Annotated in this window: 21 protein-coding genes, 1 rRNA gene and 1 pseudogene; 11 read left to right on the top strand and 12 right to left on the bottom strand. The window is 51.8% G+C overall.

All coding sequences use genetic code 11. From position 1 onward, the window contains the following. Positions 1-173, bottom strand: a 16S ribosomal RNA gene (locus tag FE839_RS22545); the annotation flags it as partial. A 588-nt stretch (positions 174-761) separates the two neighbouring features. Here FE839_RS22545 and FE839_RS22540 point away from each other — a divergent pair. Then, entirely contained in the window at positions 762-1,886 is a 1,125-nt protein-coding gene (locus tag FE839_RS22540) for a ribosomal protein uL16 3-hydroxylase (protein WP_138362991.1), read from the top strand. Positions 1,887-1,955: 69 nt separating this feature from the next. Here the strand turns inward: FE839_RS22540 and surE are convergent, their stop codons facing one another. Further along, a complete protein-coding gene (gene surE, locus FE839_RS22535) occupies positions 1,956-2,831 on the bottom strand; it encodes a 5'/3'-nucleotidase SurE (RefSeq protein ID WP_138362990.1) in 876 nt (291 codons plus the stop codon). 495 nt (positions 2,832-3,326) lie between these two features. On the opposite strand from surE, the gene FE839_RS22530 reads away from it, so the two are divergent. Beyond that, the gene (locus FE839_RS22530; protein ID WP_138362989.1) at positions 3,327-4,106 is read left to right on the top strand and encodes a histidine phosphatase family protein; all 780 of its coding nucleotides are present in this window, start codon (positions 3,327-3,329) and stop codon (positions 4,104-4,106) included. Between the two features lie 84 nt (positions 4,107-4,190). Then, positions 4,191-5,534, top strand: a complete 1,344-nt coding sequence (locus tag FE839_RS22525; RefSeq protein WP_138362988.1) for an OprD family outer membrane porin — start codon at positions 4,191-4,193, stop codon at positions 5,532-5,534. Between the two features lie 123 nt (positions 5,535-5,657). On the opposite strand, the gene FE839_RS22520 is transcribed toward FE839_RS22525, so the two are convergent. From FE839_RS22520 to evgA, 7 genes are all read right to left on the bottom strand, one after another. Then, positions 5,658-6,671: a fimbrial protein gene (locus FE839_RS22520; protein ID WP_138362987.1), complete on the bottom strand. Its 1,014-nt coding sequence runs from the start codon at positions 6,669-6,671 to the stop codon at positions 5,658-5,660. A gap of 17 nt (positions 6,672-6,688) precedes the next feature. Further along, positions 6,689-9,190 (bottom strand): fimbria/pilus outer membrane usher protein, encoded by a 2,502-nt coding sequence (locus FE839_RS22515; protein WP_138362986.1) that lies wholly within the window; start codon positions 9,188-9,190, stop codon positions 6,689-6,691. An 11-nt stretch (positions 9,191-9,201) separates the two neighbouring features. After that, positions 9,202-9,879 carry a fimbrial biogenesis chaperone gene (locus tag FE839_RS22510; RefSeq protein WP_138362985.1) on the bottom strand — a complete coding sequence of 226 codons (678 nt, stop codon included), beginning with the start codon at positions 9,877-9,879 and terminating at the stop codon, positions 9,202-9,204. 42 nt (positions 9,880-9,921) lie between these two features. Then, on the bottom strand, positions 9,922-10,440 hold the full coding sequence (locus FE839_RS22505) for a fimbrial protein (protein ID WP_138362984.1): 519 nt from the start codon (positions 10,438-10,440) through the stop codon (positions 9,922-9,924). A 103-nt stretch (positions 10,441-10,543) separates the two neighbouring features. Beyond that, entirely contained in the window at positions 10,544-11,062 is a 519-nt protein-coding gene (locus tag FE839_RS22500; RefSeq protein ID WP_138362983.1) for a helix-turn-helix transcriptional regulator, read from the bottom strand. 459 nt (positions 11,063-11,521) lie between these two features. Further along, a complete protein-coding gene (locus tag FE839_RS22495) occupies positions 11,522-14,701 on the bottom strand; it encodes a response regulator (RefSeq protein ID WP_138362982.1) in 3,180 nt (1,059 codons plus the stop codon). A gap of 2 nt (positions 14,702-14,703) precedes the next feature. Beyond that, complete coding sequence (evgA, locus tag FE839_RS22490) at positions 14,704-15,276, bottom strand: acid-sensing system DNA-binding response regulator EvgA (RefSeq protein WP_138362981.1); 573 nt, start codon at positions 15,274-15,276, stop codon at positions 14,704-14,706. Between the two features lie 478 nt (positions 15,277-15,754). On the opposite strand from evgA, the pseudogene FE839_RS22485 reads away from it, so the two are divergent. Further along, positions 15,755-16,987, top strand: a pseudogene (locus FE839_RS22485) (dipeptide ABC transporter ATP-binding protein); the annotation flags it as partial. A 50-nt stretch (positions 16,988-17,037) separates the two neighbouring features. Here FE839_RS22485 and FE839_RS22480 read toward each other — a convergent pair. Together FE839_RS22480 and FE839_RS22475 are read right to left on the bottom strand one after the other, a co-directional pair. Continuing rightward, on the bottom strand, positions 17,038-17,682 hold the full coding sequence (locus FE839_RS22480; RefSeq protein ID WP_138362980.1) for a TenA family protein: 645 nt from the start codon (positions 17,680-17,682) through the stop codon (positions 17,038-17,040). After that, positions 17,682-18,527 (bottom strand): BtpA family protein, encoded by an 846-nt coding sequence (locus FE839_RS22475; protein WP_138362979.1) that lies wholly within the window; start codon positions 18,525-18,527, stop codon positions 17,682-17,684. The genes FE839_RS22480 and FE839_RS22475 overlap by 1 nt, the downstream gene beginning before the upstream one ends. 30 nt (positions 18,528-18,557) lie before the next feature. On the opposite strand from FE839_RS22475, the gene FE839_RS22470 reads away from it, so the two are divergent. Beyond that, entirely contained in the window at positions 18,558-19,427 is an 870-nt protein-coding gene (locus FE839_RS22470; protein WP_138362978.1) for a PfkB family carbohydrate kinase, read from the top strand. Positions 19,428-19,437: 10 nt separating this feature from the next. On the opposite strand, the gene FE839_RS22465 is transcribed toward FE839_RS22470, so the two are convergent. Then, positions 19,438-20,382 carry an ABC transporter substrate-binding protein gene (locus FE839_RS22465; protein WP_138362977.1) on the bottom strand — a complete coding sequence of 315 codons (945 nt, stop codon included), beginning with the start codon at positions 20,380-20,382 and terminating at the stop codon, positions 19,438-19,440. Between the two features lie 382 nt (positions 20,383-20,764). On the opposite strand from FE839_RS22465, the gene FE839_RS22460 reads away from it, so the two are divergent. The 6 genes from FE839_RS22460 to FE839_RS22435 all read left to right on the top strand — a co-directional run bounded on the left by FE839_RS22460 (position 20,765) and on the right by FE839_RS22435 (position 26,863). Next, positions 20,765-21,778, top strand: coding sequence for a LacI family DNA-binding transcriptional regulator (locus tag FE839_RS22460; protein WP_138362976.1), 1,014 nt, complete (start codon positions 20,765-20,767; stop codon positions 21,776-21,778). A 356-nt stretch (positions 21,779-22,134) separates the two neighbouring features. Beyond that, positions 22,135-22,881 carry an ATP-binding cassette domain-containing protein gene (locus tag FE839_RS22455; protein WP_138362994.1) on the top strand — a complete coding sequence of 249 codons (747 nt, stop codon included), beginning with the start codon at positions 22,135-22,137 and terminating at the stop codon, positions 22,879-22,881. A gap of 19 nt (positions 22,882-22,900) precedes the next feature. Next, positions 22,901-23,902, top strand: a complete 1,002-nt coding sequence (locus FE839_RS22450; RefSeq protein WP_171034946.1) for an ABC transporter permease — start codon at positions 22,901-22,903, stop codon at positions 23,900-23,902. Positions 23,903-23,910: 8 nt separating this feature from the next. After that, the gene (locus FE839_RS22445) at positions 23,911-24,990 is read left to right on the top strand and encodes a phosphotriesterase family protein (RefSeq protein WP_138362993.1); all 1,080 of its coding nucleotides are present in this window, start codon (positions 23,911-23,913) and stop codon (positions 24,988-24,990) included. 11 nt (positions 24,991-25,001) lie between these two features. Further along, the gene (locus tag FE839_RS22440; protein ID WP_138362974.1) at positions 25,002-25,760 is read left to right on the top strand and encodes a glutamine amidotransferase; all 759 of its coding nucleotides are present in this window, start codon (positions 25,002-25,004) and stop codon (positions 25,758-25,760) included. Beyond that, entirely contained in the window at positions 25,757-26,863 is a 1,107-nt protein-coding gene (locus tag FE839_RS22435; RefSeq protein WP_138362973.1) for a M20 family metallopeptidase, read from the top strand. Before FE839_RS22440 ends, FE839_RS22435 begins: the two co-directional genes overlap by 4 nt. Positions 26,864-26,956 lie beyond the last annotated feature (93 nt).

Genomic DNA, 26,956 nt, shown 5'->3' with positions numbered 1-26,956 from the left:
GTATTAGCTACCGTTTCCAGTAGTTATCCCCCTCCATCGGGCAGTTTCCCAGACATTACTCACCCGTCCGCCACTCGTCACCCGAGAGCAAGCTCTCTGTGCTACCGTTCGACTTGCATGTGTTAGGCCTGCCGCCAGCGTTCAATCTGAGCCATGATCAAACTCTTCAATTTAAGTTTGATGCTCGTGAATTAAACTTCGTAATGAATTACGTGTTCACTCAGAGACTTGGTATTCATTTATTGTCCGAAGACATTAAGAATCCATGTCACTTTGAGTGCCCACACAGATTGTCTGATAAATTGTTAAAGAGCAGTTGCGACGCGCTTCAGCGCCTGTCGCGAGGTGGCGTATAATACGCTTTCCTCTTGCAGAGTCAACCCTGTTTTTCAGAGTCTTCCCTGCTGACCCGGCGGCTTACGTGCCGTTGCTCCGTGTCAGTGGAGGCGCATTATAGGGAGCTCCCGGGATATAGCAACCCTTAAAATACAAAAAACTTATCAACCGCTCATAATTTAATCTTTTAGCCACAACTGTCTATGTACACGAAACAGAACAAAGCCAGATATTGCATGGCCTGTCGCGACTTTCCGTCAAAAATAACACTTTGTGAAAATTAGCATTGTCCTCGTCGACTCTTCTTTTTTCTGCATCTTTACGCCCGGTTGACGACTTAAGCAACAGCCTTGACCCATGACAAAGCGGCGTGTGGTTGCATGTTTCTATAATCAGGGCCGTTTCTTCTTATCTGGTGTAAACCTATGGCTTATCAACTCAACATTAACTGGCCCGAGTTTTTAGAAAAATACTGGCAAAAGCAGCCGGTAGTATTAAAGAACGCTTTCCCGAACTTCGTCGATCCGATTACGCCAGATGAGCTGGCAGGGTTAGCTATGGAGCCAGAAGTCGACAGTCGGCTGGTAAGCCTGAAGCACGGCCAATGGCAGGCCAGCAACGGTCCATTTGAACATTTTGATGATCTCGGCGAAACCGGCTGGTCATTACTGGCACAGGCCGTAAACCACTGGCATATGCCCGCAGCAGAACTGGTGCGCCCCTTCCGCGTGTTGCCAGACTGGCGTCTGGACGATCTAATGATCTCCTTTTCGGTGCCTGGAGGCGGAGTCGGCCCGCATATCGACCAGTATGACGTCTTTATTATTCAGGGTATGGGCAGCCGTCGCTGGCGAGTGGGCGATAAACTGCCGATGCGTCAGTTCTGCCCACATCCAGCGCTGTTACATGTCGAGCCGTTCCCGCCGATTATTGATGAGGATCTGTGCGCCGGCGATATTCTGTACATCCCACCGGGATTCCCACATGACGGGATTACCCACGAAACGGCGCTGAACTACTCTGTCGGCTTCCGGGGACCAAATGGTCGCGATTTAATCAGCAGTTTTGCTGATTACGTGCTGGAGAATGATCTCGGCAGCGAGCACTACAGCGATCCGGATTTAACCTGCCGCCAACATCCGGGCAGGGTGGAAGAGTATGAACTCGAACGTCTGCGCGGCATGATGATCGAAATGATTAGCCAGCCGCAAGATTTCACGCAGTGGTTTGGCAGCTTCGCCACCACTTCACGTCACGAACTGGATATTGCACCTGCTGAACCGCCCTATGAAGAAGAAGAAATTGTCGATGCGCTACTGGGCGGCGAAATGCTGACTCGCCTGAGCGGCCTGCGCGTACTACATATCGGCGATTGTTTCTTTGTGAATAGTGAACAACTGGAGCCTACGGACCCTCAGGCCCTGGACGCGCTTTGCCGCTATACGCTCCTGAGTAAACATGAATTGGGTGAGACGGCGCTACGCAACCCGGCCTTTATTACCGAATTGACTCGTTTAATTAATCAGGGATACTGGTTCTTCAACGAATAATATTCATCATCAGTTTATGGAGAAGACGCGGATTGACGCGTCTTCTTTATATTGCATATCGCTATATCGTCATTTTCCGAGCAGAGTCTCATATTGCGCCTGGTATTGCGGCGCATTCCATGAACCATCAAACAGAGTGTAAGTAACATATCCTTTGTTCAACCAGCCTGAATCATTATCTCCTTCCGCTGGTTTTATCGCTTCCGGATTCATCGTCTGTTTTGCCGTGCCATCAGGGAGTAGTTCATAACCAATCTGCGGCGCAGGAAATTGTTCATTCCCAACATAATGAATGCCTTTAATTTCAGCCGACGGCAGCGGCGGATAGTTAATGCTCAGTCCCGATCCCTGCGGCAAAATTGGGTTACCCGGTTTATGAGCGGCATTCAGTTTATCCACCAATGAGACAACATAATCCACTGAATCGGGCCAATATTTATGCGTGCTCGGCCACTTGTTTTTCATCTCTTCTTCCGTGAAGCGATAACCAATGCTGGCCGCTATCGCCGGGAAACCATAGCGTAAAGCACGGGCCGCGGCACTCACGGTACCGGAGTTAACCTGCGCCATACCGGTATTGGGGCCATCGTTGACACCCGAAATAACCAGATCCGGCGGCGTATCTTTCAGAACGCCCCACAGGCCAAAATCCAGCGCATCCGCGGGCGTTCCCGGAAAGCAGTAGCGCTTGTCAGCAACTTTTTTAACGTCAAAAATTTTACCCGTCTTAAAGGTAATTGCCGAACCAATACCGCTCTGGTTGGTTGTCGGCGCCACCATCCAGACGTCATACCCTTTGGCGGCCAGTTTTTCCTGCAACGAGGTCGTGCCCACAGACTGGCAACCATCATCATTAACCAGCAGTATTTTCAGCGGTTTTTCAGCAGCCTGTACGCTGGCGGAAGATAGCGCCAAAATGGCGGCGGTCAGGATTTTCGTTCTCATCTTCACTCCTTATTGGGTAGCAGAGCTATTTCTTCGACAAAAAAAAACCTAAGACGCCTGTCGTCAGCCAAATTGACGTACAAGAATCTTAGGTTTTGCCTGCGGTCAGTAACAATCCCAGATAGAGAGAGGAAAATAACGTCAGAGCGTGGAAGAGTCCAGTCGCAATCACTGAATTTTGTGACAAAACTCAATCCCTGATAATAATCCCAATTCAAAAATCACCTATTAGTCCGAAAATTAAATTCAGAATAAAACCCTACCATCAGAATTACCGTCATGAAGATGATCACATTTATTGATATTCATAATACGCAGAAGATGCCTTTTCTCATCTTTAGTGATAACGTCTCCGGTGTTGGATTGTTACTGTTAAGAGCAGGCGAAACCTACATCGGATAGCACCGGCGAACATAATGTTATTTATGTTCCACATCGGGTATCTGACGTAGGTTTTTTTTTGCATATAAAAAGACCATTCAGATGGAGAATAATATGAAGAAATGGATAGTCGTATTAATGATGGCGGCAGGCGCAGCAACCTGCTCTGCGACTGAAGTTAAACATGACGATGGCGTGAATATCTATTTCGCTCGCCATGGAAAAACACTGCTGAATACGTTTGACCGCGTTCAAGGCTGGGCCGATTCACCGCTCACCGAAGACGGCATTCGCGTTGCCCGCTATCTTGGCGAGGGGTTAAAAGGCATTCCATTTGATAGTTTTTATTCCAGCGATGCCGGACGTCAGCGTGAAACCATGCATGTTATCCTCAAACAAGCCGGAGTAAGTAATTACCAACTCACTGAGCTAAGCGGTTTGCGTGAAGCGTTCTTCGGCGGTTTCGAAGGTGGCTATAACAAAGAGATGGCTGCGGCAGGTGCCAGGCAGTTAGGTCTTAAAGATGGCGCGGCGCTTTTCAGCCAAATGAAAGCAGGAAAACTATCCGTCGATACCAACCAAAATGCGCTGGCTGCTGCCGATCCAAAAGGAATGGCGGAAAATTATCAGCAGGTAAAAACCCGCACCCAGGCAGCCCTGCGCACTATCGTTGAGAATGCGCAGGCGCGTGGGGAAAAAAATGTGCTGGCGATTTCATCCGGTACCGCAATGCAAATTATGATTTCAGATTTAACGGACGATAACGCAAAAAATAAACCGCTCGCCAATGCTGCCGTGGTAAAAATAATTTATAACGACGGTAAATATATCATTCCTGAAATCGGCACGATGAAGTATGTTGAAGCCGGGAAACGTGCTCTCGACAAACAATAATATTCGCATTTAATTATTCATTACGGCAGGCTTCAGGCGAAATGACCTCGCCTGAATAACTACTTCCCGACTCTGGGGTTTATTATGAAATTCAATACTATTACAATCGCCATTATGATGCTGGTAATTCCCGCCAGTGTCTGGTCCGCCCCCCAACAAAGCAACGTTAAAGAATGCGATATGGTCGACACCGTGCTCGAGGATCCATTATTTAGCCAGTCACATATGAACGTATCTTTTAAAAACTACTGGAAATATCTGAAGGAAGAAGAAAGCGGGCCGAAAAGAGTCCACAATGCCTGGGGTCAGGGGGTCGCCATTGATTATCAGTCCGGCTATTTTGCCGATATTATTGGCTTTGATGCGACCTGGTATAGCGCGGTAAAGCTTGGTGCCAGCGATTACTTTAACTCCCGCGGCGTGCTCTACAACAACGGCAGCGGTAATAAAAAAAGTAATGCTGAAGGCTTTTCAAAATTCGGTCAACGCAACGTTAAGCTGCGATACCAACTGGAAGGCGTCGGGCTGAATGGCCGCTGGGGCTGGCAAACGATGAAAAATTTTGGCGTAATATCCAATTCAACCCGGCTCTCTCCGACCACCTACTTTGGCTGGACCGGCGCCGTGAACTACGGCCCATTCACCCTGCGCGGCGCTTACATTGAAAGCGCAATGGATCGTAACTCACCGGATAAGAAGCGCTTCCAGACCAACAGTGGGGGCTATATTAACCATATCGCCAGCGGCGATATTCAGTGGAAAAGCGAACGGCTGAACATGCAATACAGCTATGGCGAAAGCGATGACTATCTGCGCCGCCATATTCTGTTTGCCAATCTCAAGCCGATAAAAGCGCTGAACATTGGTACCCAGGTGTACGCTACTCACGCGTTGGATGCGTACAAAGCCATGCCGGCAAACAAGCGTGATTTTGACGACGATGCCTGGCATATCGCCATGGATGTTAAATGGCAGGACGATAGATGGAGTACCAAATGGGGTCTGGGCTATACCGATGCCAACAAGGCCAACGCGGTGGGCTTCTATCCGCGTCATATGAGCAAAAACTCGCGGGGAACTTTTACCTCCATGGCCTATGCCGGTAATGACTATATGCGCGATGGCGAACTGGTGCTCTCGAATATGTCGGACTACAACCTGACACCAGAACTGGCTATCGGCCTGGCAGGCAATATTGCCCAGTTCAACTACCGCGGCAATCATGTTCGCACGGGGGAAATCAACGCTTTCAGCCGCTGGGTGCCATCGCACCCAAGGCTGAAAAATCTCACCGTCTGGGCGATGTTTGGACCGGGCTGGTCGTATAAGATGAGTGGCAAAACCCCGGTGCTTACCGATGGTGATTACCGTCGCGCTAACTCGCTCTCTTCGGAAGTGATTATCGAATATAAGTTTAACGTGTTCTGATAAATCGGCCCCGCCGCCATCGGCGGGGAAATCTGGCAACACGCGTCACCTGAATTCAGCGTTCTCAGATATTCCACCGCGACAAACGGCTGAATAAAATACCATTGGGCGCTGACAATATCACTATTGATACGTCATCGTGAATGACAGCACACCGTTCGCGCTACCGGTAGTCACGCGATCGCCGGTCTGATAATAGCGCGCTTTGAGCGGCACGCTGAATGATCCACCAGCAGAGGACGCGCCAACGACGACATCGGAACCCAACGCCATCGGCTGATTGTTATAAAGCAATTGGATCCCAACCCCAGTGGCAGCGTCTGTTCCTCCGGTGGTATTAATCACCCCTTTAGTCGCATCAAAAATATTCCCTTCCATCTTCACGCTAACCTTCGTTCCGGCATTGCAGGTCATCGGCAGATTAAACGACTGAGTGTATGCATCCCCGGGCGTGGATCCTTTGCCATTAAATTCATTTTTATCCACCTCACGCATATCAACAGGTATTGATGCCGTCGTCAGCTTACAGGCTGGTGTGGTAACCGTAAACGCATTGATATTGACGGCGGCATCCGGGGATTGCCAAAGCAATGAGTTATTCAACAGGACCAGCGCACCTACCGTTTTGGCGGTTATCGTTCCGGAGCCAGTTTCTGTTGCAGTTTTATAAAACGTCACCGTGACAGTGCCATTCAAGGTGGAGCTCACCATTCCGGTGGTGTTCTCACAGAGTCTGGCGGTATTAACATCTCCCCGGAGCGTATTACTGCCGGTGACCGCCGCGCTACCGCCCGCACATTTTGTCGTTGAACCCGATATCGCATAGCCAATACCGTCGATGTTGGTTTTATAAACGCGCAAACCGTTCACCATCGAATCGAAGGTACCGTTCGCCTTCACACCTAAAACCTGATTAGAGATAACGCCCTCCGCAGAATCGTAGCAACTAAACGCATTAATTGTCGGGGTCACGAGCTGCGTGCCAATAACTGCGCCAACAGGCAAATCTCGCGATATTGTAATACTTTGCGGCGATACGGTGGTTGACGACGTTAATGTTGTGCAATCCCAGGCCCGGACTGCATGGGAAAACATCCCCAGTACAGCAAAAATCAGGGTGACTAAAATATGTTTCATGTTTCTTTCTCTCCTGCTCAATGGCATTGCGCAGTAACGTTGTGCGTTTTGTCTGAAATCTGCGTTATCTGATATGTTGCATGACAGCTCTCGCCTCCCCAGCGAACCTCTACGGTGCCCTTTTCCGGCGCGCCGTTTAGCCAGACCCGCATACGCTCATCAACAATTCCATCCGTCACGTTGTCGCGGTTTTTAATTTCGGCCGTTGCCCCGAAAGGGATCGCTTTCCCGGTCAGTTGCAACATGATTCTGTAACCCGTTACGGTGGGGTAATCAGCCAGGACCAAAGCGCCTTTAGTTGGGACTACCGTACGAGTGTCATTGAGCACATCGGTATTTTTATTCAATGTCGCGGTATCCAGCGATAGATTGTTCTGCCGATACGGCGTGACGTATGGCACCACGGCAAAACCTTTATTGTCGGTGTAGATACCGCTGTTATTTGCCACCTTCACCCCGGCGGCGTTATCCGCTTTTACCAGTGCCAGGGTCTCACCGAGAGGCTGAGTCGCGGTAATACCATACGGGTGAACCACCAGCCCGCCCATTGCCCCAACGGAAAACTGACTGTTATCACGAGAGTAGCTATAGCCAAGCTGATACTCACCATGGCGACCTTTATAATTAACCGAGGCGCTCCCCATCGTATCGGAACCTTTGCTGTTATAGCCCTGCTGCACGTTCCAGCTCAGGTTTTTGTCTTCCAGCGCTGCACCGGATAATCCCATCTGTGAAACGGTATCCCCTTTCTTATTGCTGTTAGCAGAGAGGGTCATCCAGCTGTCCGGCAGAAAACGTGAGAGTGGGATCTGCACGGTAAAGGCGACAATATGATCGTTGTCATGACGCCATGGGCCTTTCGAGTAGCTGTAGTTCAGGCCATAATTGATGTTGTTAACGCTGGTGTTGTATCCCAGGTTAACACTACGCTCGCTATCACCGCCCCAGTAATCCTGCTGCCAGGCTGAGAGATTTATGTTGCCCCAGTCGCCGAGCCGTTGATTCAGCGTGATTTGCGCCTTACTGCGTTTATTACGCTGATAGCGCCAGTTGTCATCAAGACGAGTTTCATCGTCCGCGATGCGAAACGGATTTACATCGCCGTTTGCTTCCTGAAAATCGCGAAAGCCCGATGAGGAATAGCGATACCCCGTCAGACTCAGGGACGTCCCCGTTGTCGCAAAATCTTTAGCATACTGCGCGCGTAGCGAAACCCCTTCCTGTGTCTTCTCGGGTAATTGCGAACGGGCAAACGTGGTGTCAAAAGAGAGTGAGCCAAAATCGCCAAACCCCTTACCCATACCCAATGCGCCAGCCCGGTAATTTCCGGAAAGCAGCGTCCCGCCATAAACCGTCGTATCCCACGGCAAACCATAGCTCAGCGTGGTCTGCAGAAATGTCGGTTCCTTATCCTGGTCATTTGCCGCCCGATATTTCCCCGCCGCCAGCGCATATTTGAACTGACCTTCCCGTTGCATCACCGGTACCGCAGAAAACGGTTGGATAAACTGATGCACCGAACCATCCGCTTCGCGTACTGAGACGTCGAGATCGCCGCTGGCAGCGGTAGGATAAAGATCGTCAATCACGAAAGGTCCCGGAGGAACATAAGACTGCCAGATAATATTCCCGCCCTGACGTATGGTGACCTGAGCATTGCTCTGTGCGATACCGCGTACCACCGGGGCAAACCCACGCACGCTTTCCGGCAACATCGAATCATCGGAATAAAGCTGGGCGCCACGAAAATTAACGCTGTCGAATACGCCGGCCTGGGTATAACCGTCGCCTACGCTAAATTGGCTTTTCAGCCTTTTGATATCCCGCTCAAGGGACGTACCGATAGTGTTCCAGCGACTCACTCCATCGCTGTTGTTATAGGTTGAATAATTACGTAGCCGCCAGGATCCCACATTGAAACCACTGCGCAGATTTAAATAGCTGTCGTTCCGTGAGTTGCCGTTGCTATGGTTATTAGCAGCAGAAAAGTTGTAATTCAAAAACAGCATATTCAGCCCATCATCCCACTGCACTGGCGATACAGATCCCTGAGGATCCCGTCGCAGATACTCCTGCGGCATGGAGAGCTCAAGCCGCATGCCATTAAACTGGAAATGAAGCTGGCTGCCGGGCAGGAGAGCGCTGATATTTTCGACCGATGCCGACTCCTGCACATCCATCCAGCCAGGCTGCGCATTCGGTTTCACTCCCCATTGGGTAAAATCTGCACGTGTCAGAACCGGCACCAAATCACTTTCATTACCGATGAAAGTGATATCGCGTGAGTCGACATAGCTCCCGTTGAGATAAACATCGACATGATAAACACCGGGAATCTGCCCGTCGGCTTTGCTAAAACGGGAGATATCGATATCACGTGGAACATTTCCACGGGTTTCAATAAAATCCGGGGCAAAATAATCCTCAGCCAGTAGCACAGGAGCGTGCATGCATAAATAAATAAGCACAGATAACTGAGTTAATTTCACATAACCTGACACAGCATTGACATGGAGCATGAATGATTAACCTAAATTTTAAATTTATGTTCAGCCGTAATACCTCCAAAATCATTGATCGCACGCCACGATACTTCACCACCAGTTACCGATGCCTGAGATAGCGATACTGTTTGAAATGGTAAAACCATTGGAGGTTTTTCTAATTCTTTGCCATTAACTTTCACATCATAGAGCGACACGCTATAAGGTGACGGATTATGCACATTCAGCTTTCCACCAGCCGTTGAAAAAGTTAATTGCTGATAAGCTAATGAAGGGTCGCCTTTTAATCCCGCCGGGCGATAAAAAATCTTCATTTTACTTTTTACTGCAATCAGCAATGCGTTTTTCGCATCCGCCGATGATGATGGTATTGATTTAATATTCAGCCAATATACACTTTCCCTGTCCTGAGGTACGGTGTTGTCAGTTAACATTACGCGAACCGAATTCTGTGCATGTGGGTTTAATTTAAATAACGGCGGCGTGGTAATAAAAATACTATCACCATCGTCACTGTTTTCACTGTTACTGACCCATGACTGAATTAAATACGGTGTATTATCCGGGTTACTCACACTGATAGCCGCCTGATGGCCACTACCGTTATAAACAAGTCGGGTACCGCCTATTTCCACGCCACTGATCGCCGTTGCTGAGACAAGTAACAGACTCACCACGACTTTTTTTAATACTTTCTGAAACATGAAGAGATCCTGAGAGAGTCAGGGCCACAAGGGGCCCTGCTTTTACTGGTAAGTCACGGTAAATGACGTAGAAGAATTTGCCGTTCCTGCGCCAACGGTGCCCGTTGCCATATATTTAGCGAAGTAAGTCAGCGTGTTATTAACATCTTCCTGCAGAGTCACGCTTGCTGAGGAAGAACCGACTGGAATGAGCGTGGTACTATCCTGCTCATAAATAGCCACACCGACGTTGGATGCGCTTTGCCCACTGCTTAGCGCCAGAATAGACGGATTCGCGGTATTCGTTGTGCCATCAAAGCGAACGCTGGCGCTGGAAACGCTCTCCGGGCAGGATTTCAGTACAATGTTAAAACGTTTTGCCGCCGCCGTCGCGCCATTACCACCGGCAAATGTCGCGGTCGAAATAGTGCCGAGATCAACAGGTTGAGCAATAGCAGAAGTATCAACCACGCATGCTGTACCGGTAATATTCCCGGTAAAGTTAATCACTCCATCAGCAGCATTTGCCGCCTGAAATACGGACAGAGACATAAGAGCAGAAATCAGTGCAATCTTTTTCATATATAAATTCCAGATAGTTAATTAAATTGTAAAAAAAGAGACATGCTAAAAAAATTCTTGTGTCTTGTACCTCCATAAAAAATTGTTTAATACGGCATAACATTCAGCTATATTCGCAAGTGTTCTGCTTATAAAGTTCGCTGCGCGCAATATTCTGATACAGCGAAACGCGATTGCTTTGCCGTAGTTTAAAAATCAGGCTGCGCCGATGAGTATAAAATGTCTTCATCGTCATCCCTAATTGCCTGCCAATTTCTTTGGCATCCAGTCCTTGTTGCATACAAGAAAGGACTTCTTTCTCCCGACGAGAAAGTGAATATTTAACTCTGTAATTATATTGTGAATTCTTGACCAGCAAACAAGAGGGAATCTCATTCAATCGACATTTTTTATCAATAAAAACAAAATCCGCCATATGCTTTAATGCATAGTAGTCAAGATCGTTGGTGATAAACACAATAATTTTCCTGCCAGGAAATATTCGTTTTCGCACTTCTGACAGGTTTGTCGTATCAATATCTATAATATAGTAATTTTCATCAATCAACTCCGGCGTTAACAACGCACTGATGCCGACGATAAAAAAGTAATCATCAGAAAAAATGGCGTCTGACAAATCCATAAAACTTACCTTTTCGGCGTAATCCCCTTTGTTATTTAACGTCAGTAATCCCTCTCGTGTTTCGATGTAAAATTTACAGAAAATAAATTTTTATGACAGCATAAAAGTAATGGATTTCAGTCACACTGTTAAAAACGATCGTTTCTACTATCTTTTTATCATCAACAGACCATTGATCCACAATAATGATGAAAAACCAAAGTAAATCACCATTAATAAATTAAAATATAGAATTTAAAACTATCACAACACATAGGCACAACTTAATGATCTATTGATATTTGATAGTCAGAACTTGCAATAACCATGAATTTAGATTTTTCTTAGATAATATTCTATTAACAGTTAACCGAATATATTGCGTCGGAACAGGGTTAATTTTACCTGGCTAACAGTAGAGTAACATCAGCGGCGGCTTATTATTCTGTCAGGGGGCGCCTACAGATGTAGGAAGAGGGGCTATGGATGGAATTTTTCTATGTCGTGATCCAACTCATTGAGCGAACTTTCGATTCGGTCAAAAACATCGAGGAGTTCTGCCGCAGAAATAGCCTCGGGCAACCGCTCTTCCAGCGACTGAGCGATATTTATCAATTCACTCACTCCCAGTAGTTGGGCTGTGCCGTTGAGACGATGAATATGATGCTTCACTGACAGGTAATCCCCATCCCGTGCGGTCGCCCGGGCGGCAGCCAAATCCCGTCGATTTTCCCGCTGTGCATCATGCAGTGCGGTGAGCATCAGCGCCCGATTACCTTGCGCCAGCAAGGCGAGCCGCTTCTCATCAAACCTCGCCCGGTTCGTCTGACTCACTCCGGCTAACAAATGAGAGATTTGCGCGAGGGTAACCGGTTTAAAAAGACAATCCGTCATTCCCGCCGCAAGACAGCGTTCGCGTTCATGTTGCTGCGCCGTGGCAGTCAGCCCCCAGACCGGAAGATCGCTATCAAAACATCTCACCTGCCGGGTAAGCGCAATGCCATCCATCACCGGCATGTTAAGATCAGTAATCAATAAATCATAACGATCCTGCTGAAGATAGCGCAATGCCTCTTCGCCATTCCCGGCTTCATCCGCAACAATTCCCAGCGTGGCAAGCTGGCGTTTTAGCAACAGACGGCTGGAGGGATGGTCGTCGACGATTAATACCCGCAGCGATCGCCCAATAACCGAAGGTGAGGAAACGATTTCCGCAGGGTCGGGGGTAGCCTCATAAGAAGTTTGTACCGGTAAATTCAGCATCACGCGAGTTCCCCGATTCAGTTCGCTTTGCAGCTCGATGGTTCCGCCCATCTGCTTCATCAATGCGCGGGCAATCGCCAGCCCCAGCCCAGAACCTCGATGACGCACACCCACTTTCCCCTGGCTGAATGGCATGAATAACGACTGCTGCTCTTCACTGCTAATACCGGGTCCTGTATCAGTGACGAAAATCGTCAGAAGATGATTATGTTTTCTCGCAGATACCTCAACGCGGCCATGCCGGGTAAATTTTACCGCGTTGCCAATAAGATTAGTCAGCACTTGTCCCAACAACTGTGGATCAAACTGCATTGCTTCTTTTGGATCCAGATGCGAGTCATAGTGCAATTCTATCCCTTTCTGCGCAGCAAGCGCCGTAAAAAGCAGGACTTTCTCTCTTATCAGGGCATCCGAATTCACCCATTTCTGCACCACCTCCTGCAAACCTGATTCGATCTTTTCCAGATCGAGGATCTCGCCAATGAGTTTTAACAATGAGCGTGAAGCCATAGCTGCATGATCAACCGAGGCTTTATCTTCAGGGCTGAGGTTTACCGTAGAAAGCTGCAGGAGCTCCAGAAATCCCACGATGGCGCTTACTGGAGTGCGGATCTCGTGACTCATATGGGAGAGAAATTCCCGCTTCTCTTCATTCGCCTTTTGCGCTTTGTTCTTTTCCATCTCCAGTAAACGTTGTGAGTTCTTTCTTATACTCACTTCCCTTGCCAGATAAATCACCCACAGTAAGGTGCTTATCACCAACAGCGCAGCCAGCGCCGCTACCAGATAGAAGGGGCGGTTATATAACTCCCAGGTATCTATTCTGACATCCGGCAGACGTATCCATTTGCTGACAATCTGTAAAACTTCTTTCTGTGGTATATCGTCAAGGGCTTTATCAAGGATCTGTCTCAATTCCGGCTCAGAGCGGGGAACGCCAAAACTAATTACCGCTGGATCGGCGTCCACCAGAGGAAGCCACGTAAGCTGGTCGGGATAATAATGTTCGCTAAAATAGCGGGCAGTCAGTTGATTCGAAATCGCAGCATCCACTTCCCCCGTGGCGACAAGGTTGAGCGCCACACTGGAATTTTCCACTTCTTGCCAGCGGATACCCGGATATTGGGCTTTCAGTTTCATCAGTAAAGTACTCGCGGCGCTGATGGCCACGCGCGATCCAGCCTGAAGCGTTATCGCCTGAGCGTCCTCCTTTCTGACAACGGTAACAAACTGGGTGGTAATAAAAGGGTGAGTAAAGGAAAGATCGTTTTCACGGCTCAAATCATAGGCGGCAGCCTGCACAATATGCCAGTTGTTCTTTTTCATCGCTGAAATCATGTCTTCATTCGATTTGACGACAACGGTTTCAAACTGCAGACCGGTTTGCAGGCTAATCAGATTCAGAAGATCGCCCACAACTCCCCGTATTTCCTGATTACTGTCGGTCATGGTGTAAGGAGCAAACCATGGATTAATAATCACGCGTAGCGTTTTGTGATTTTTTAACCACTGCTTTTCACGCGGGGTCAGATTTAACGGTTCGAGCAGAAAAGAGAGATTGCCTTTATCGATCATCGACTGAGCAATTTGTCCGTGCTGATTTTCATCTATGGCGCTGATGGTGCTGTTGATAATACTCAGCAAGCGTCTCTGCGCCGATAAAAATAAAAAGTGGCTCGTTTTCTGCGGCGCAGACCAATATTTAACCGTACTCAACGCCAGACTGAACTCCTGAGAAAGCCAGGTGCTGGTCGTCAGTGAATCCCCCATAAACCACGCATTTTGCCCGTTGACAACGGAACTCAGCGCCTCCTGATAGCGGGTATAATTCGCTATCTCAGCGTTGGGGAACGCCTGATGAATGAAATCAGCATCGGGATAGCCGTCAACAACCGCAACGCGAGTACTTTGCGGACTTTGTAAGGGGGCCATCACATTCGTCAGGGATGTCACCATTCCGGGCCAGGAATGCACCAGTGAGGCTGAGCTCTCAATACCCTCTTCAGCGAATATGCGACTGTCAAGGCCGGTCAACACCGTATCGATCTCACCCGCTCTTAGCTCGCGCATCGCATCGGTGCGATTTTGATAGGCCAGAACGACGATTCGGATATTCAGCGAATAATGGATTAGCGTCAGATAATCAGCATTCATTCCACGGTAGCGCCCGGTGAGCATTGTTTGCACCAGAGGAGTCTGCCCCGGTTGATAAACCCCAACCCGTAACGCCCGTTTCTGCTGCAACCAACGCCTGTCATCCTCGCTCAAATAGACGGGTACCGGCGTGATGTAGCTATAACCTGAGAGCTCCAGTTCAACCGGAGGCTCACCTTGCGCATAAACAGCACGTGCGCTTGCGACAAAGATGATAAGGAGTATCACAAGCCACGGATTCATCGTCAGGTCAGCTTATTTTGATGGGCAAAAGAGAGGAGTTCGACTAACGATTTACAGCCTAACTTCTCCATTAACCGCGTTTTATAGGTACTCACCGTTTTACCGCTAATATACATCGCCTCGCCAATCTGAGAATTATCAAGGCCGCTTAGCACATAGCTCATCACCTTCATCTCCTGCGTTGAAAGTGACTCCAGACGTTGGCTGTCCGTTAACGCAGCAGACGACTCTTCGAGGAAAAAAGGAAAATAGCTATAACCATTTTGCGCTGCATTAATCGCGGCAAGAATATTTTCCATATCTTGTCTTTTACTAATAAACGCATTCGCGCCCGCCTGCGCACAGCGTTTACTGTAATAACGATCGTTTTTTGCTGACACAACGATTAATACACCGGTAAAACGCTGCGCTCTGAGTTTCTCCACCAGCTCAACGCCATTTATACCTGGAATTTCGACATCCACAACGACTATATCCACTGCCGTTTTCGTTAATGCCTGCAGAGCCGCTGCCCCATCTTCATACTCTTTGATGATGACAATGTTCTGTTTTTCCAGTACACTACGAATAGCCATGCGCGCCAGGGGTCATCCACAAGAATAGCGGTACGAGATGTATGCTCGCTCATATGCCACCTGAAACTGTGATTCTGGGGGTATGATACACTTACGCTGATAGTCTAACGACATTTTAAAGTAATTATATACCCTAAATAATTCAAGTTGCAGGAAGGCGGCGACGCCGTGAATTCCCAGAAGCGTATTCCCGTATATGACTATAGTTGACTCATTTACCCTGTTATTACCGTCTCCTGAACTGGCGAATATTCCGATTGATATCGTTAAGCAAGAGATACCTGCCGCTCCAACGCAACGGCCTTTCAGTAAAGAAGGGATAAAAATAGCGGACACAACGGTTAAAGGTACAATGTAAATCATGTCATTGTCAGCGCCCGCTAAATGAACCTGCGCGCTCCCGACATCCTGTTGATGTCCGCGGTGGCACTCGCCATACCTAACGCTGGACCGCCGTGAACGACGCGGTTGGGTCAGCGCCATGGCGATGCTGTGCCAGCCTCAGGTACTTATTGCCGATGAGCCGACAACAGCCCTTGATGTCACTATCCAGGCACAAATCCTCGACCTGATGCGCGAGCTGCAGCAGACATTTTCTACCAGCCTGCTACTGATCACTCACGATATGGGCGTTGTGGCCGAAATGGCCGATGATGTGCTGGTCATGAATCACGGCAACATCATGGAGCAAGCCCCGGTAAAGACGCTGTTTACCTCACCAAAGACGCCCTATACCCGCCAACTGTTGCAGGCGGTACCGGTGCTGGGCCAGGTCCCCGCGCTGGCGCCGGTTAAACAAATCCAGCCTCTGCTCAGTATCCGCGACCTCAGTGTACGCTTCCCAGTGCGCGGCGACGGCCTGCGCGTACGCCGCGAAGTCCATGCCGTGGCAGGCGTCAGCTTCGATCTTTTCCCCGGCGAAACGCTGGGCCTCGTCGGTGAAAGCGGTTGCGGGAAATCCACAACGGCAAAGGCGTTGATGAATATGGTGCCGTTTAGCGGCAGCGCACAGCTTAACGGGCAGGAGCTACACGGCCTTCAGGGTGAGGCGTTAAGAGCCATACGGCGTGATTTGCAGATGGTGTTCCAGGATCCCTGGGCAGCACTCAACCCTCGCAAAACCATTTTCGATCTGGTAGGCGAACCGCTATTGATTCATGAGCAGACGCCAACAGCACGGCGCGCAGAGCGGGTGGCGCAATTGTTGCAGCAGGTCGGCCTGCCGACAGACGCGATGCGGCGGTATCCGCACCAGTTTTCCGGCGGCCAGCGCCAGCGTATCTGTATCGCGCGCGCCCTGGCACTAAACCCCAAAGTGATTATCGCCGATGAATCGGTCTCAGCGCTGGATGTGTCAGTACAGGCGCAGGTGCTGACGCTGCTGGAGGATTTGCGCCAGCGCTACCAGCTCAGCTATCTGTTTATTTCCCATGACATGGCGGTAGTGGAACGCATCTGCCATCGCGTGGCGGTGATGTTTGGCGGCCAGATCGTTGAGATCGGCCCGCGCGATAGGGTGCTGCACCATCCACAGCATCCTTATACCCGGCACCTGCTCAGCGCCGTTCCCATGCCTGACGTCCAGCGCAAACGGGAAGCACGTATCGCCAGTCCAGCGCCGGAACGTCCCGATCCCATCAAACCCCTCGGCTGGCGGGGGGAACAACAGCGCTTTATCGATTTTGGCGGCGGGCATCTTGCGGCTTGCTGAACGGCGAATACGTTGAACCGGCGGGCGCAACGGCGCGCCCGCTTATTTATTTAGGTCGCCAGCATGGCGGAGTGAAAATCAATTTCCCAGCGCAGAACATCGGCGTACAGGGCCGACAGATGCTGCTTTTGCGCGTCATCCAGCCCCTGAGCGCAGCAATCGAGCTCCTCTTTCAGCCAGCAGGCCTGACCATAAAAGGCGTCGTCAACATGCATCTCCAGCCAGGCGCTCAGGTCGCTGTCCGCCTGCGGGCAGGCGGCGGCGCGGGCGCACCAGTGATAGTACATCCACTCGGCACCGAACATCAGAGTAATGATGTCGGCATAGCCGCCGCGCTGCGCAGCCAGCAGCATGCCATGATGAAAACGCGCGATCCCCGGCGGGATCGGCTGGTATTTTTCCTTCTGCACGCCACGTCGTGCCAGCACCGCGTCAAACCAACCAAGCTGAGTGTCCACCAACGCATTCAGGCCGCCGATCAGCCAGCGTTGCCGGGAGAGAGATGGCGCATGGCTCACACCAAGCGCCACGATTTTTACCGCCGTCGCCACAAAGTCACCTTCATAGACCAGATAACGATGGAAATCCTCTTCGGCCAGCCGATTTTCCACTATCGCTTCCACAAATGGATGCCGCTGCATCGCCTGCCACAGCGCCTGATGTTCTCGCAATAAACGGTCGCTGAACGTTTCCATTACTCCTCCTCCAGCGCCGCCTGAGCCACGGCCATAAAGTGCTTCACGCGCGCCCGTTCAACCGGGTTCCACCACACCCCCTCCTCTTTCAGGGTGCTGGCGACGATAACCCCCTGAGTACGGCTAAGGATCTCCACCACGTTATCCGGCGTAACGCCGGAACCGACCAGTAAAGGGAGCGAGGTAGCACTGCGGATCTCATCAATTTCCGACAACGTGGCGCTATCGCCGGTACGTTGCCCGGTGGCAATCACCGCATCGGCCTCAAAAAACTCAACATCGCGGGTCAGTTCAGGAATCGAACGATCGGCAACGATAGCGTGGCTGCCATGTTTAACATGACTATCGGCAAAGACGCGGATGTGATTGGCCTGCAGCTGGTTACGGTAACGCAACGCCTTTGCCGCAGCGCCTTCGATAAAACCTTCATTGGCGATATAAGCATTGGCCCATTGGTTAACGCGCACAAAATCAGCCCCGCCCGCCAGCGCTGTCGCCAGCGCGGGAATGGCCGCATTCGCCAGCACGTTAATTCCCAGCGGAACCGGGAAACGACGACGAATATTGTCGGTGATTACCGCCATTAACGCTGCGGTTTCCGGGCCGATATCCTCCGGCTTTGAGAAAGGAATATCGCCATGATTTTCGACAATTAAACCGTGAACGCCGCCTTCAAGATAATTTTCCGCATCCTTCAAGGCACGTTCAATAATATAACCCACCGTTTCCCCATGATATTTTGGCGCACCAGGAAAAGGTGCACAATGAATAACACCAATAACCGCTTTACTTCGTGAAAAAACATCTTGAATTGCGCTACTTTTTCCTGCTGATATAGCACTCATAAATCAACCTCATATTTAAAGGAATCGGTTATGCATATTTATGTTGTCGGTAATATCACTGTTGATGAAATCTGGCGCTGTGCCTCGTTACCACAAAAAGGAGAATCTTTGCACGGCGAAAAAACAGCCCAGGATATTGGCGGAAAGGGTGCTAATCAGGCCATTGTTTTATCCCGCTGCGGACTACCAGTGACATTAATCGCTGGTAGCGGCAATGATTATTATGGCCAATGGATACATAATACCCTTAGCCAGGAGTCATTATTATTTTATCCCCAGTACGCAATATCAACGCATAGCGACACCTCAATTATTTTCACCACCGAAGATGATGATAATGCCATTATGACCACCACTGCCGCCGCGGAAGCCCTCACGCTCGATATAATCGAACCGCTGTTAGCCGATGCGTGCCCCGGCGATATCTTGCTGCAACAGGGAAATTTTTCTGCCGCAAAAACCGGCTCGCTCTTCGCGCTTGCCCGCCGTAAACAGATGGTCACGGTCTTTAACCCTTCTCCGGTACACCCGGCGTTTGCCGCTCTCTGGCCGCTGGTCGATATCGCCGTACTTAACGAACACGAAGCCCGACTGCTACATCCTGACCCCGCCACCACGCTGATTGTGGAAACCCGCGGCGCGCTGGGCGCCCGACTCTATCACCATCAGGGGATTATCGACGTCGCCGCCGAACCGACAACGGTCGTCGATACCACCGGCGCAGGCGATACGTTCCTGGCGGTGATGCTGGCCTCCGCCCTGCGCAGGGAAACGCGCCCTGATGAACTGGCCCTGCGTCACGCCAGCCGTGCAGCGGCATTAACCATCAGCCGTAGCGGCACCCTGCAAGCCTTTCCCGATGCCAACATACTGGCCTCACTGTTGCAAAACAACGCGTGAGGCCCGCGGATTATTTAAAAAGCGGACGGTAGCTGTCGACGTTCGCTTTCGTGACTACCGTCGCCGGTACGTAAATGCTTTTTTCAACGGTCTTACCGCTGGCAATCGCATTCAGCGCTTTCACCGCTTCCTCCCCCATTTTGCGCGGATCCTGTTGCAATACCGCCGTGACATAACCGCCATCAATACCGGTAATGGCGCGAGCGGTGAGGTCCCAACCGAATATTTTGATCTCTTTTTGTTTACCCTGGTTTTCCACCGCCGCGATTGCGCCCAGCAAAGCCGGTTCGCCAGTGGCATAAATGGTGGTGAGATCCGGGTTACCGGTGATCAGGTTTTCCGCGGCAGTCATCGCGTCATCCTGAACGTTGCGCCCGTCGACAACGCTGGCGACAGAGATGCCATCATGGCCTTTTAGCGTGTCTTCAAACCCCTTCTGGCGCGCATTCTGGATAGCCGAGTTTAGCGCGCCAACAATACCGATTCGCGCTTTCCCACCGCTATTTTTAGTGACGTAATCCACGAAGTAGTGACCAATGATTTTACCGCCTTCGACGTTATCCACGCCGACCTGTGAAGCCTGCGGCCCGGAAGGAAGTACGGCATCAATAGCAATGACCGGAATATGTTTCGCCGCCGCCTCTTTTATCGCAGGCATGATACCATTAACATCAATGGCATCAACCATAATGCCTTTTACACCTTGCTGAATATAGTTTTCAATCGCATCATTCTGCGCCACCGGATTATTATTAGCATTAAAGATAACTAAATCCTTACCGCTTTTTTTGGCTTCTTCCTGTGCGCCTTTATTCATTTCATTAAAGAACAACGCCTGCTGGTTAATTTGTACTAACGCATAGGTTGGTGCGGAGGCAAACGCTCTTCCCCAAAACAGGGCAGACAGACTGAATGCGACCATTAATGCCATTTTTTTGCTGGTGTTGAGTAACATAGATAACGCCCTCGACAAAAGATAAAGGATGGTTAACCCCGGAAAACGGGGAATGTTCAGGCGGGACGAATAACGAAATACAGACGCCAGAATAGCGTTATGGTAATGATCGAGCAGCAGGCTTTCCCTGCCATCCATTTATCTCAGGGAAAACATAAAAGCAGAAGCAACGTCGGGAACGGTTATTAAAATTCGCGTTTTGTGCCGACTTGTCAAGTGGCAAAAGTGTTATTTCAGGAAGACATAAGAAAAAACTATATTTTCTGAGTCAGCGAGCGTCTCTTATCGATCATGACAACCTGAACAACGGTTCAACAGAAAAGTATAACTTAACCACACTCTATGTTACTTATAAGGTTCCGACACTATCAGCAATGCCGCCATGATAAAAAAACGAGTCGTTCTTTCCGATGTCGCCCAGCGAGCAGGCGTTTCCAAAGCCACGGTTTCGCGCTATCTCAACCGCAGCCTGGCGCTACCTCAAGACACCGCAGAACGGATAGAGGCCGCGATTCGTGAGCTGGATTATCGCGGCAACAGCCTTGCACGCCGCCTCAGCAAAGGCGGTAGTGAAACCCTGGGGCTGGTGCTGCCTGATATCACCAACCCCTTTTTCGCCGAACTGGCGGATGCCGCGGAAGAAGCGGCGTCCGCACAGGGTTATAGCCTGGTGCTGTGCATTACTCGCAACAATCCAGAAAAGGAGCGCCAGTTTATCCGCTGGCTGGATACCTGCCAGGTCGATGGTCTGCTCTTCACCACCAACCGCCCCGATGATGGCCTGCTCCGCCGTGAAATTCAGCGCCACCAGCGCATCGTGCTGCTGGATGAAGATATTCCCGGCAGCAGCGCCCCCAAAGTCTTCGCCGACAATCTACAGGGCGGGCGGTTAGCCACCGAGCAACTGATCGCCGCCGGACACCGCCGTATCGCTTTTATCGGTGGCCCGGACGCGTTAATGAGCGTACGCGAGCGTTATCAGGGGTTTTGCGAGGCGCTGGCGCTGGCGGGGCTTAACTGCCCGCCAGAATGGGCGATGTATGGTCAATATGAGCGTGAATATGGCGCCCGTGCGCTCGACCATCTGCTCTCTTATGATGAACCGCCAACCGCAATTTTCGCCGCCAGCGACTTTCTGGTGCTGGGGATACTTGACGGTCTACGCGCCCGGCATCTGCAGGCGCCGGAAGCGTTATCGGTCGTGGGTTTCGATGACGCCAGCTACGCCGAATTCACCCAGCCACGGATTTCGACAATCCGCCAGCCGGCCCATCAAATGGGGCACACCGCCGTCAATCTGATGTTACGTCTGCTGCGCGGCGAAAGCGTTGCGGATCAAACCCGTTTGCCCGTCGAATGGATCGCCAGAGACTCTATTCGCACGTTGATGCACTAAATCAGAGCATCTTTTGCACACTCTTAGCACATTTTATCGCCACATCCGCTTTTACCTTCCGCTCGAAGTAAACCGGTTTACTTAACACATCATTAATAATCGCTGTTTACTCATACAGTTAGCAGACTTACTCACCACCTTTCCTGCAACTGGCACGTTTGCTGCTTTAATCACCATGGCGAACGAGTACCGAATACAGCAGCAGAAACCAAAGGGCGTCGTGTCATCATGAAGTAAACCGGTTTACAAGAAGTGAACCGCCGGATGATACGCCGCCCGACCGCAACGTCATCGACCATCTATACATTTTTGGGAGTAATGGCATGCATCAACAGGCAGCACCGGCCCGCGTCGAAATGGTGGACATCACCAAGACATACGGTTCGATACGCTCATTGCGCGGCGTTAATCTTCAGCTCGCTCCCGGCGAAGTGCTGGGACTGGTGGGAGACAACGGCGCCGGTAAATCCACGCTAACCAAGATCCTCTCCGGCGCGGTTGTTCCCACCAGCGGTACAATTCGTATCGATGGTGTCGAGCAGCGATTTCTGACGCCATCCGACGCCCGTCGCTGCCAGATCGAAATGGTGTATCAGGATCTGTCGCTGTGCGATACCGTCAACGTCGCCGGTAATCTGTTTATGGGCCGAGAACCGATTAAAAAAATCCTCGGCCTCCCCTTTCTTGACGAAGCCAAAATGCATGCCGACGCGCGCAACATGCTAAAAGGTTTAGGGATCTCGATCCCCGATACCAAAGTGATGGTGCGTAATTTATCCGGCGGTCAGCGTCAGGCTATCGCCATTGCCCGCGCAGCCGCGTTCAATCCTAAAGTGCTGATCATGGATGAACCCACCGCCGCGCTGGCGGTGGCCGAAGTGGAGGCGGTGCTGGCGTTGATCAAGCGGGTAAGCGCCCGCGGCGTCAGCGTCATTCTGATCACCCACCGTCTACAGGATCTCTTTCTCGTCTGTGACCGCATTATGGTGATGTATGAAGGCACCAGCGTCGCCGAACGGCAGGTCCGTGATACCAGCCTGGCGGATATCGTTAACCTGATCGTCGGAGAGAAATTTACCGCTCACTCCGCTCGCGCCCATTAAGGGGATATCGATGAGTATGATTAATCTATCCAGCCCGCGCGTCATGCAGCACTCGCTACCGAAGCGCATTATGCACAGCCACTCCGGGGTGGTCAGCATTGCGCTGTTTTTTGTCTTCTGTTGCGTGGTCTTTTCGCTGATCACCGGCAACTTTCTCACCGGCAGCAACTGGCTGAATATCATCCGCCAGACTGCGCCACTGTTGATCGTCGCCAGCGCAATGACCTTTGTGATCACCACCGGGGGGATCGACCTTTCCGTTGGTTCAACCCTGGCGCTGGTGGGCGCGCTGTCGGCGATCGCCCTTAATCAATGGGGAGTGCCGTGGCCGGTCGTATTGATCGGCGGTCTGCTGGTGGGGGCGCTGATCGGCGCGATCAATGGATTCTTTATCGCCCGTGAAGGGATCCCGGCGTTTATCGTCACGCTGGCGACGCTGGCGATCGTGCGTGGCATCGCGCTGCTGATCACGCAGGGTTATTCGATTCCGGTGCCGGAAGACAACCCGTTTATCCAGATGGGGCGGGCCTGGGTGTTCGGCGTACCTATGCCAGCGCTCATTGGCATCGCGGTACTGATTGTCGCACATATCACGTTGAATCATATGCGTTTTGGCCGCTACGTTACCGCAATTGGCGCCAACGCGGAGGGCGCGCGACGCGGCGGGATCAATACCCAGTCTGTGACGATACGCGTATACATGCTCAGCGGTATGGCCGCCGCGCTGGCGGGGATGATCATCACCGCGCGTCTTGGTAGTGGATCCTCCAACCAGGGGGAAGGCTTTGAGTTACAAGTGATTGCTGCGGTCGTACTCGGCAGTACCAGTCTGTTCGGCGGATTCGGCACCATTATTGGCAGTCTGTTGGGGGCGCTTTCCATCGCCGTGATCCAGAACGGGCTGATTCTCTCGCATATCTCCCCGTTCTATACCCAGATTGCCACCGGCGCCATCATCCTGCTGGCGATCTGGCTGAACACCCGCATTCTCAATCCGGTTCGCCGCCCGGCTAAGGAGTAACCATGAACGTGAAAGGATCCATTTTTCGTCATCCACAGCCATTGCCGGTTGGCGTGAACAGTGGCCACGTAATGACCGTTCTCGGCCCGATGCCGCTGGCGAAAATGGGGGTTACCCTGATGCACGAGCATATTCTGCTTGATGCCGCCGGGAAATGGGTCGCTCCCTGCTGCTGTAGCGATCGGCATATTGCCGAAGCGCCGGTGAGCATTGAAAATCTTGGCGAGCTGGCGATGAATCCGCTGATGAGCCGCGATAATTGCCAGTTGTTCGATGTCGATACAGCGATAGCCGAACTGCTCAAATTTCGTGCTCTGGGGGGCGACACCGTGGTCGACCCTACCAACCTCGGGATTGGCCGCGACCCACGGGCATTGCAGCGCATTTCACGCCTGACCGGACTCAATATCGTGATGGGCACCGGGCTCTACCTTGAGCCATCGCATCCGGAGTGGTCAAAAGCGCTGGACGTCGCCACGCTCGCCGACAAACTGATCTACGACGTCGGCGGCAAAGAAGAGAAGCCCGCGGTGATTGCCGGGCTGATTGGCGAAATTGGCGTCTCCAGCCGTTTTACGCCGCTGGAAGAGAAATCGCTGCGTGCGGCGGGACGCGCCAACGCCGCCACCGGCGTGCCGATTGAAGTACATCTTCCGGGATGGGAGCGGCTGGGGCACAAGGTGCTGGATATCCTTGAAGAGGAAGGCGCCGACCTGCGCCACACCGTGCTATGTCATATGAACCCCAGCTTTGCGGATAAGACCTATCAGCGCGATCTCGCCCGACGCGGCGCGTTTCTCGAATATGACATGATCGGGATGAGCTACTACTACGCCGACGAATCGGCACAGTCCCCCTCCGATGAGGAGAACGCCCGCGCCATCCGCGAGCTGATCGACGACGGCTTTATTCAGCAAATTCTGCTCTCGCAGGACGTCTTTTTGAAAACCATGCTGACTCGCTACGGCGGCCATGGTTATGGCTACATCCTCAAACATTTTGTTCCGCGTCTGCGCCGTCACGGCGTCAGCGACGAACAACTGGAAACGCTGATGATCGCTAACCCGCAGCGCGTCTTCGGCGGCTAATGGAGAAATCAATGAAAAAATCAGTTTTACTGGTCGGCGAATCATGGACCAGCAGCGCCACGCACGTAAAGGGTTTTGATCAGTTCTTTACCGCCACTTTTCACAGCGGGGCGGACGCGTTTATGCAGGCGCTGGCGGACAGCGACTATGCCGTCACCCACATGCCGGCCCATGAAGCGCAAAACCACTTTCCGCTGACTCTTGAAGCGCTGCAGCAGTGGGATGTGATTATTCTTTCCGATATCGGCGCCAATACGCTGCTGCTGCATCCGGATACCTGGCTGAAGAGCAAACGGACCGCCAACCGCCTGACGCTGCTGCACGATTACGTGGCGGCAGGCGGCAACCTGATGATGATCGGCGGCTACTTTAGTTTCCAGGGGATTAACGGCGCGGCCCGTTTCCGTAACACCGCTGTCGAAAAAGTGCTGCCGGTACGCTGCCTGGCGTGGGACGACCGGGTAGAAACGCCAGAAGGCTGCTACGCCGAAACGGTCGCCCGTCATCCGGTGCTGGACGGGCTGGACGGTGAATGGCCATGGCTGCTGGGTTATAACGAGGTGGAAATGCATCCGCAGGGCGAACTGCTGGCGACCATCGCCGGAACCGGCCATCCGCTGCTGGCGGTACGTCAGTATCAGCGCGGACGCTCCCTGGTCTGGACCAGCGATATGTCGGCCCACTGGCTACCGGAGGCGTTCAGCGCCTGGGATGGCTATCGCCGCCTGTGGATTAACGCGCTCGACTGGCTAACCGGGGCGCGCCAATGAATACCCCCTCGCTCGCCCTCGCCCGTCAGTTGCTGAGCTTCGATACGATCAACCCTCCAGGCCATGAAGCGGAGTGCATGGCGTTCCTGGCCGACTGGCTGCGGGAACGAGGATTTCAGGTCTCGTTGTCGACCTTTGGCGAAGGGCGCTGCAATCTGCTGGCCCGTTTACCCGGCCAGCAAAACGGTTTACCGCTGGCCTTCACCGGACATCTGGATACCGTTCCTCTCGGCGACGCCTCGTGGACTCGCGATCCGTTTGGCGAAGTGGATGGCGACCGGTTATATGGCCGTGGTGCCAGCGACATGAAAGCGGCGATCGCCGCTTTTCTTTGCGCCTGCGTCGCGCGGTTGGAAGAAATCCGCGCGGGGAGTGGCGTAGTGCTGTTGTTGACCGGCGGGGAAGAGACAGGCTGCGATGGCGCGCAGGCGATGCTGTCACAGGGGCAGTTACCCGACGTCGGGGCGCTGATCGTCGGCGAACCGACGGCGAACTATCCTGTCATCGGACATAAAGGGGCACTCTGGCTACGCTGCCGTACCAGGGGAAAAACCGCCCACGGCGCGATGCCGGAACTGGGGATTAACGCGATTTATCGGGCAGCAGACGCCTTGCAAACGATCCGTCATTTCTCGCCTGGCCCGCCGCATCCGCTGATGCGCCAGCCGACGCTGAACGTCGGGAGGATAAGCGGCGGGCTGAATATCAACTCCGTCCCGGACAGCGCCGCGTTCGATGTAGATATCCGTACCGCGCCAAATCTCCGGCACGCTGATATTTGCACGCGCCTGCATCAGCATCTGGGGGAAGACGTGCGCCTTGAAACATTAGTGGATCTGCCCGCCGTACTCAGCGATACGGATACGCCGTGGATCCGCGATCTGTTCCGCCTGTGCCAGCCTTTACACCCGCAACCGCTGGTTCCGCGCATCGTTCCCTATTTCACCGATGCCTCGCTGCTGCTGCCAGCGCTTAATACGCCACCGTGTATTATTCTCGGCCCCGGCGAACCCTCGATGGCGCATCAGACCGATGAATACTGTGAGCTGGACAAACTCGCCGCCGCCGAAGCGCTCTATCAACAGATTATCGCGGCCTACTGAACGACCTGCATGGTCGGATATCGGTATTGAAGCATCATCTTTCCCCCTGAGATGTGAGATTATACAAATCGCCATCACGTGGGCGGTCAATCC

The organism is Klebsiella indica, assembly GCF_005860775.1.
GTDB classification, from domain to species: Bacteria; Pseudomonadota; Gammaproteobacteria; order Enterobacterales; family Enterobacteriaceae; genus Klebsiella; species Klebsiella indica.
This window is presented reverse-complemented; position numbering and strand designations above follow the sequence as displayed.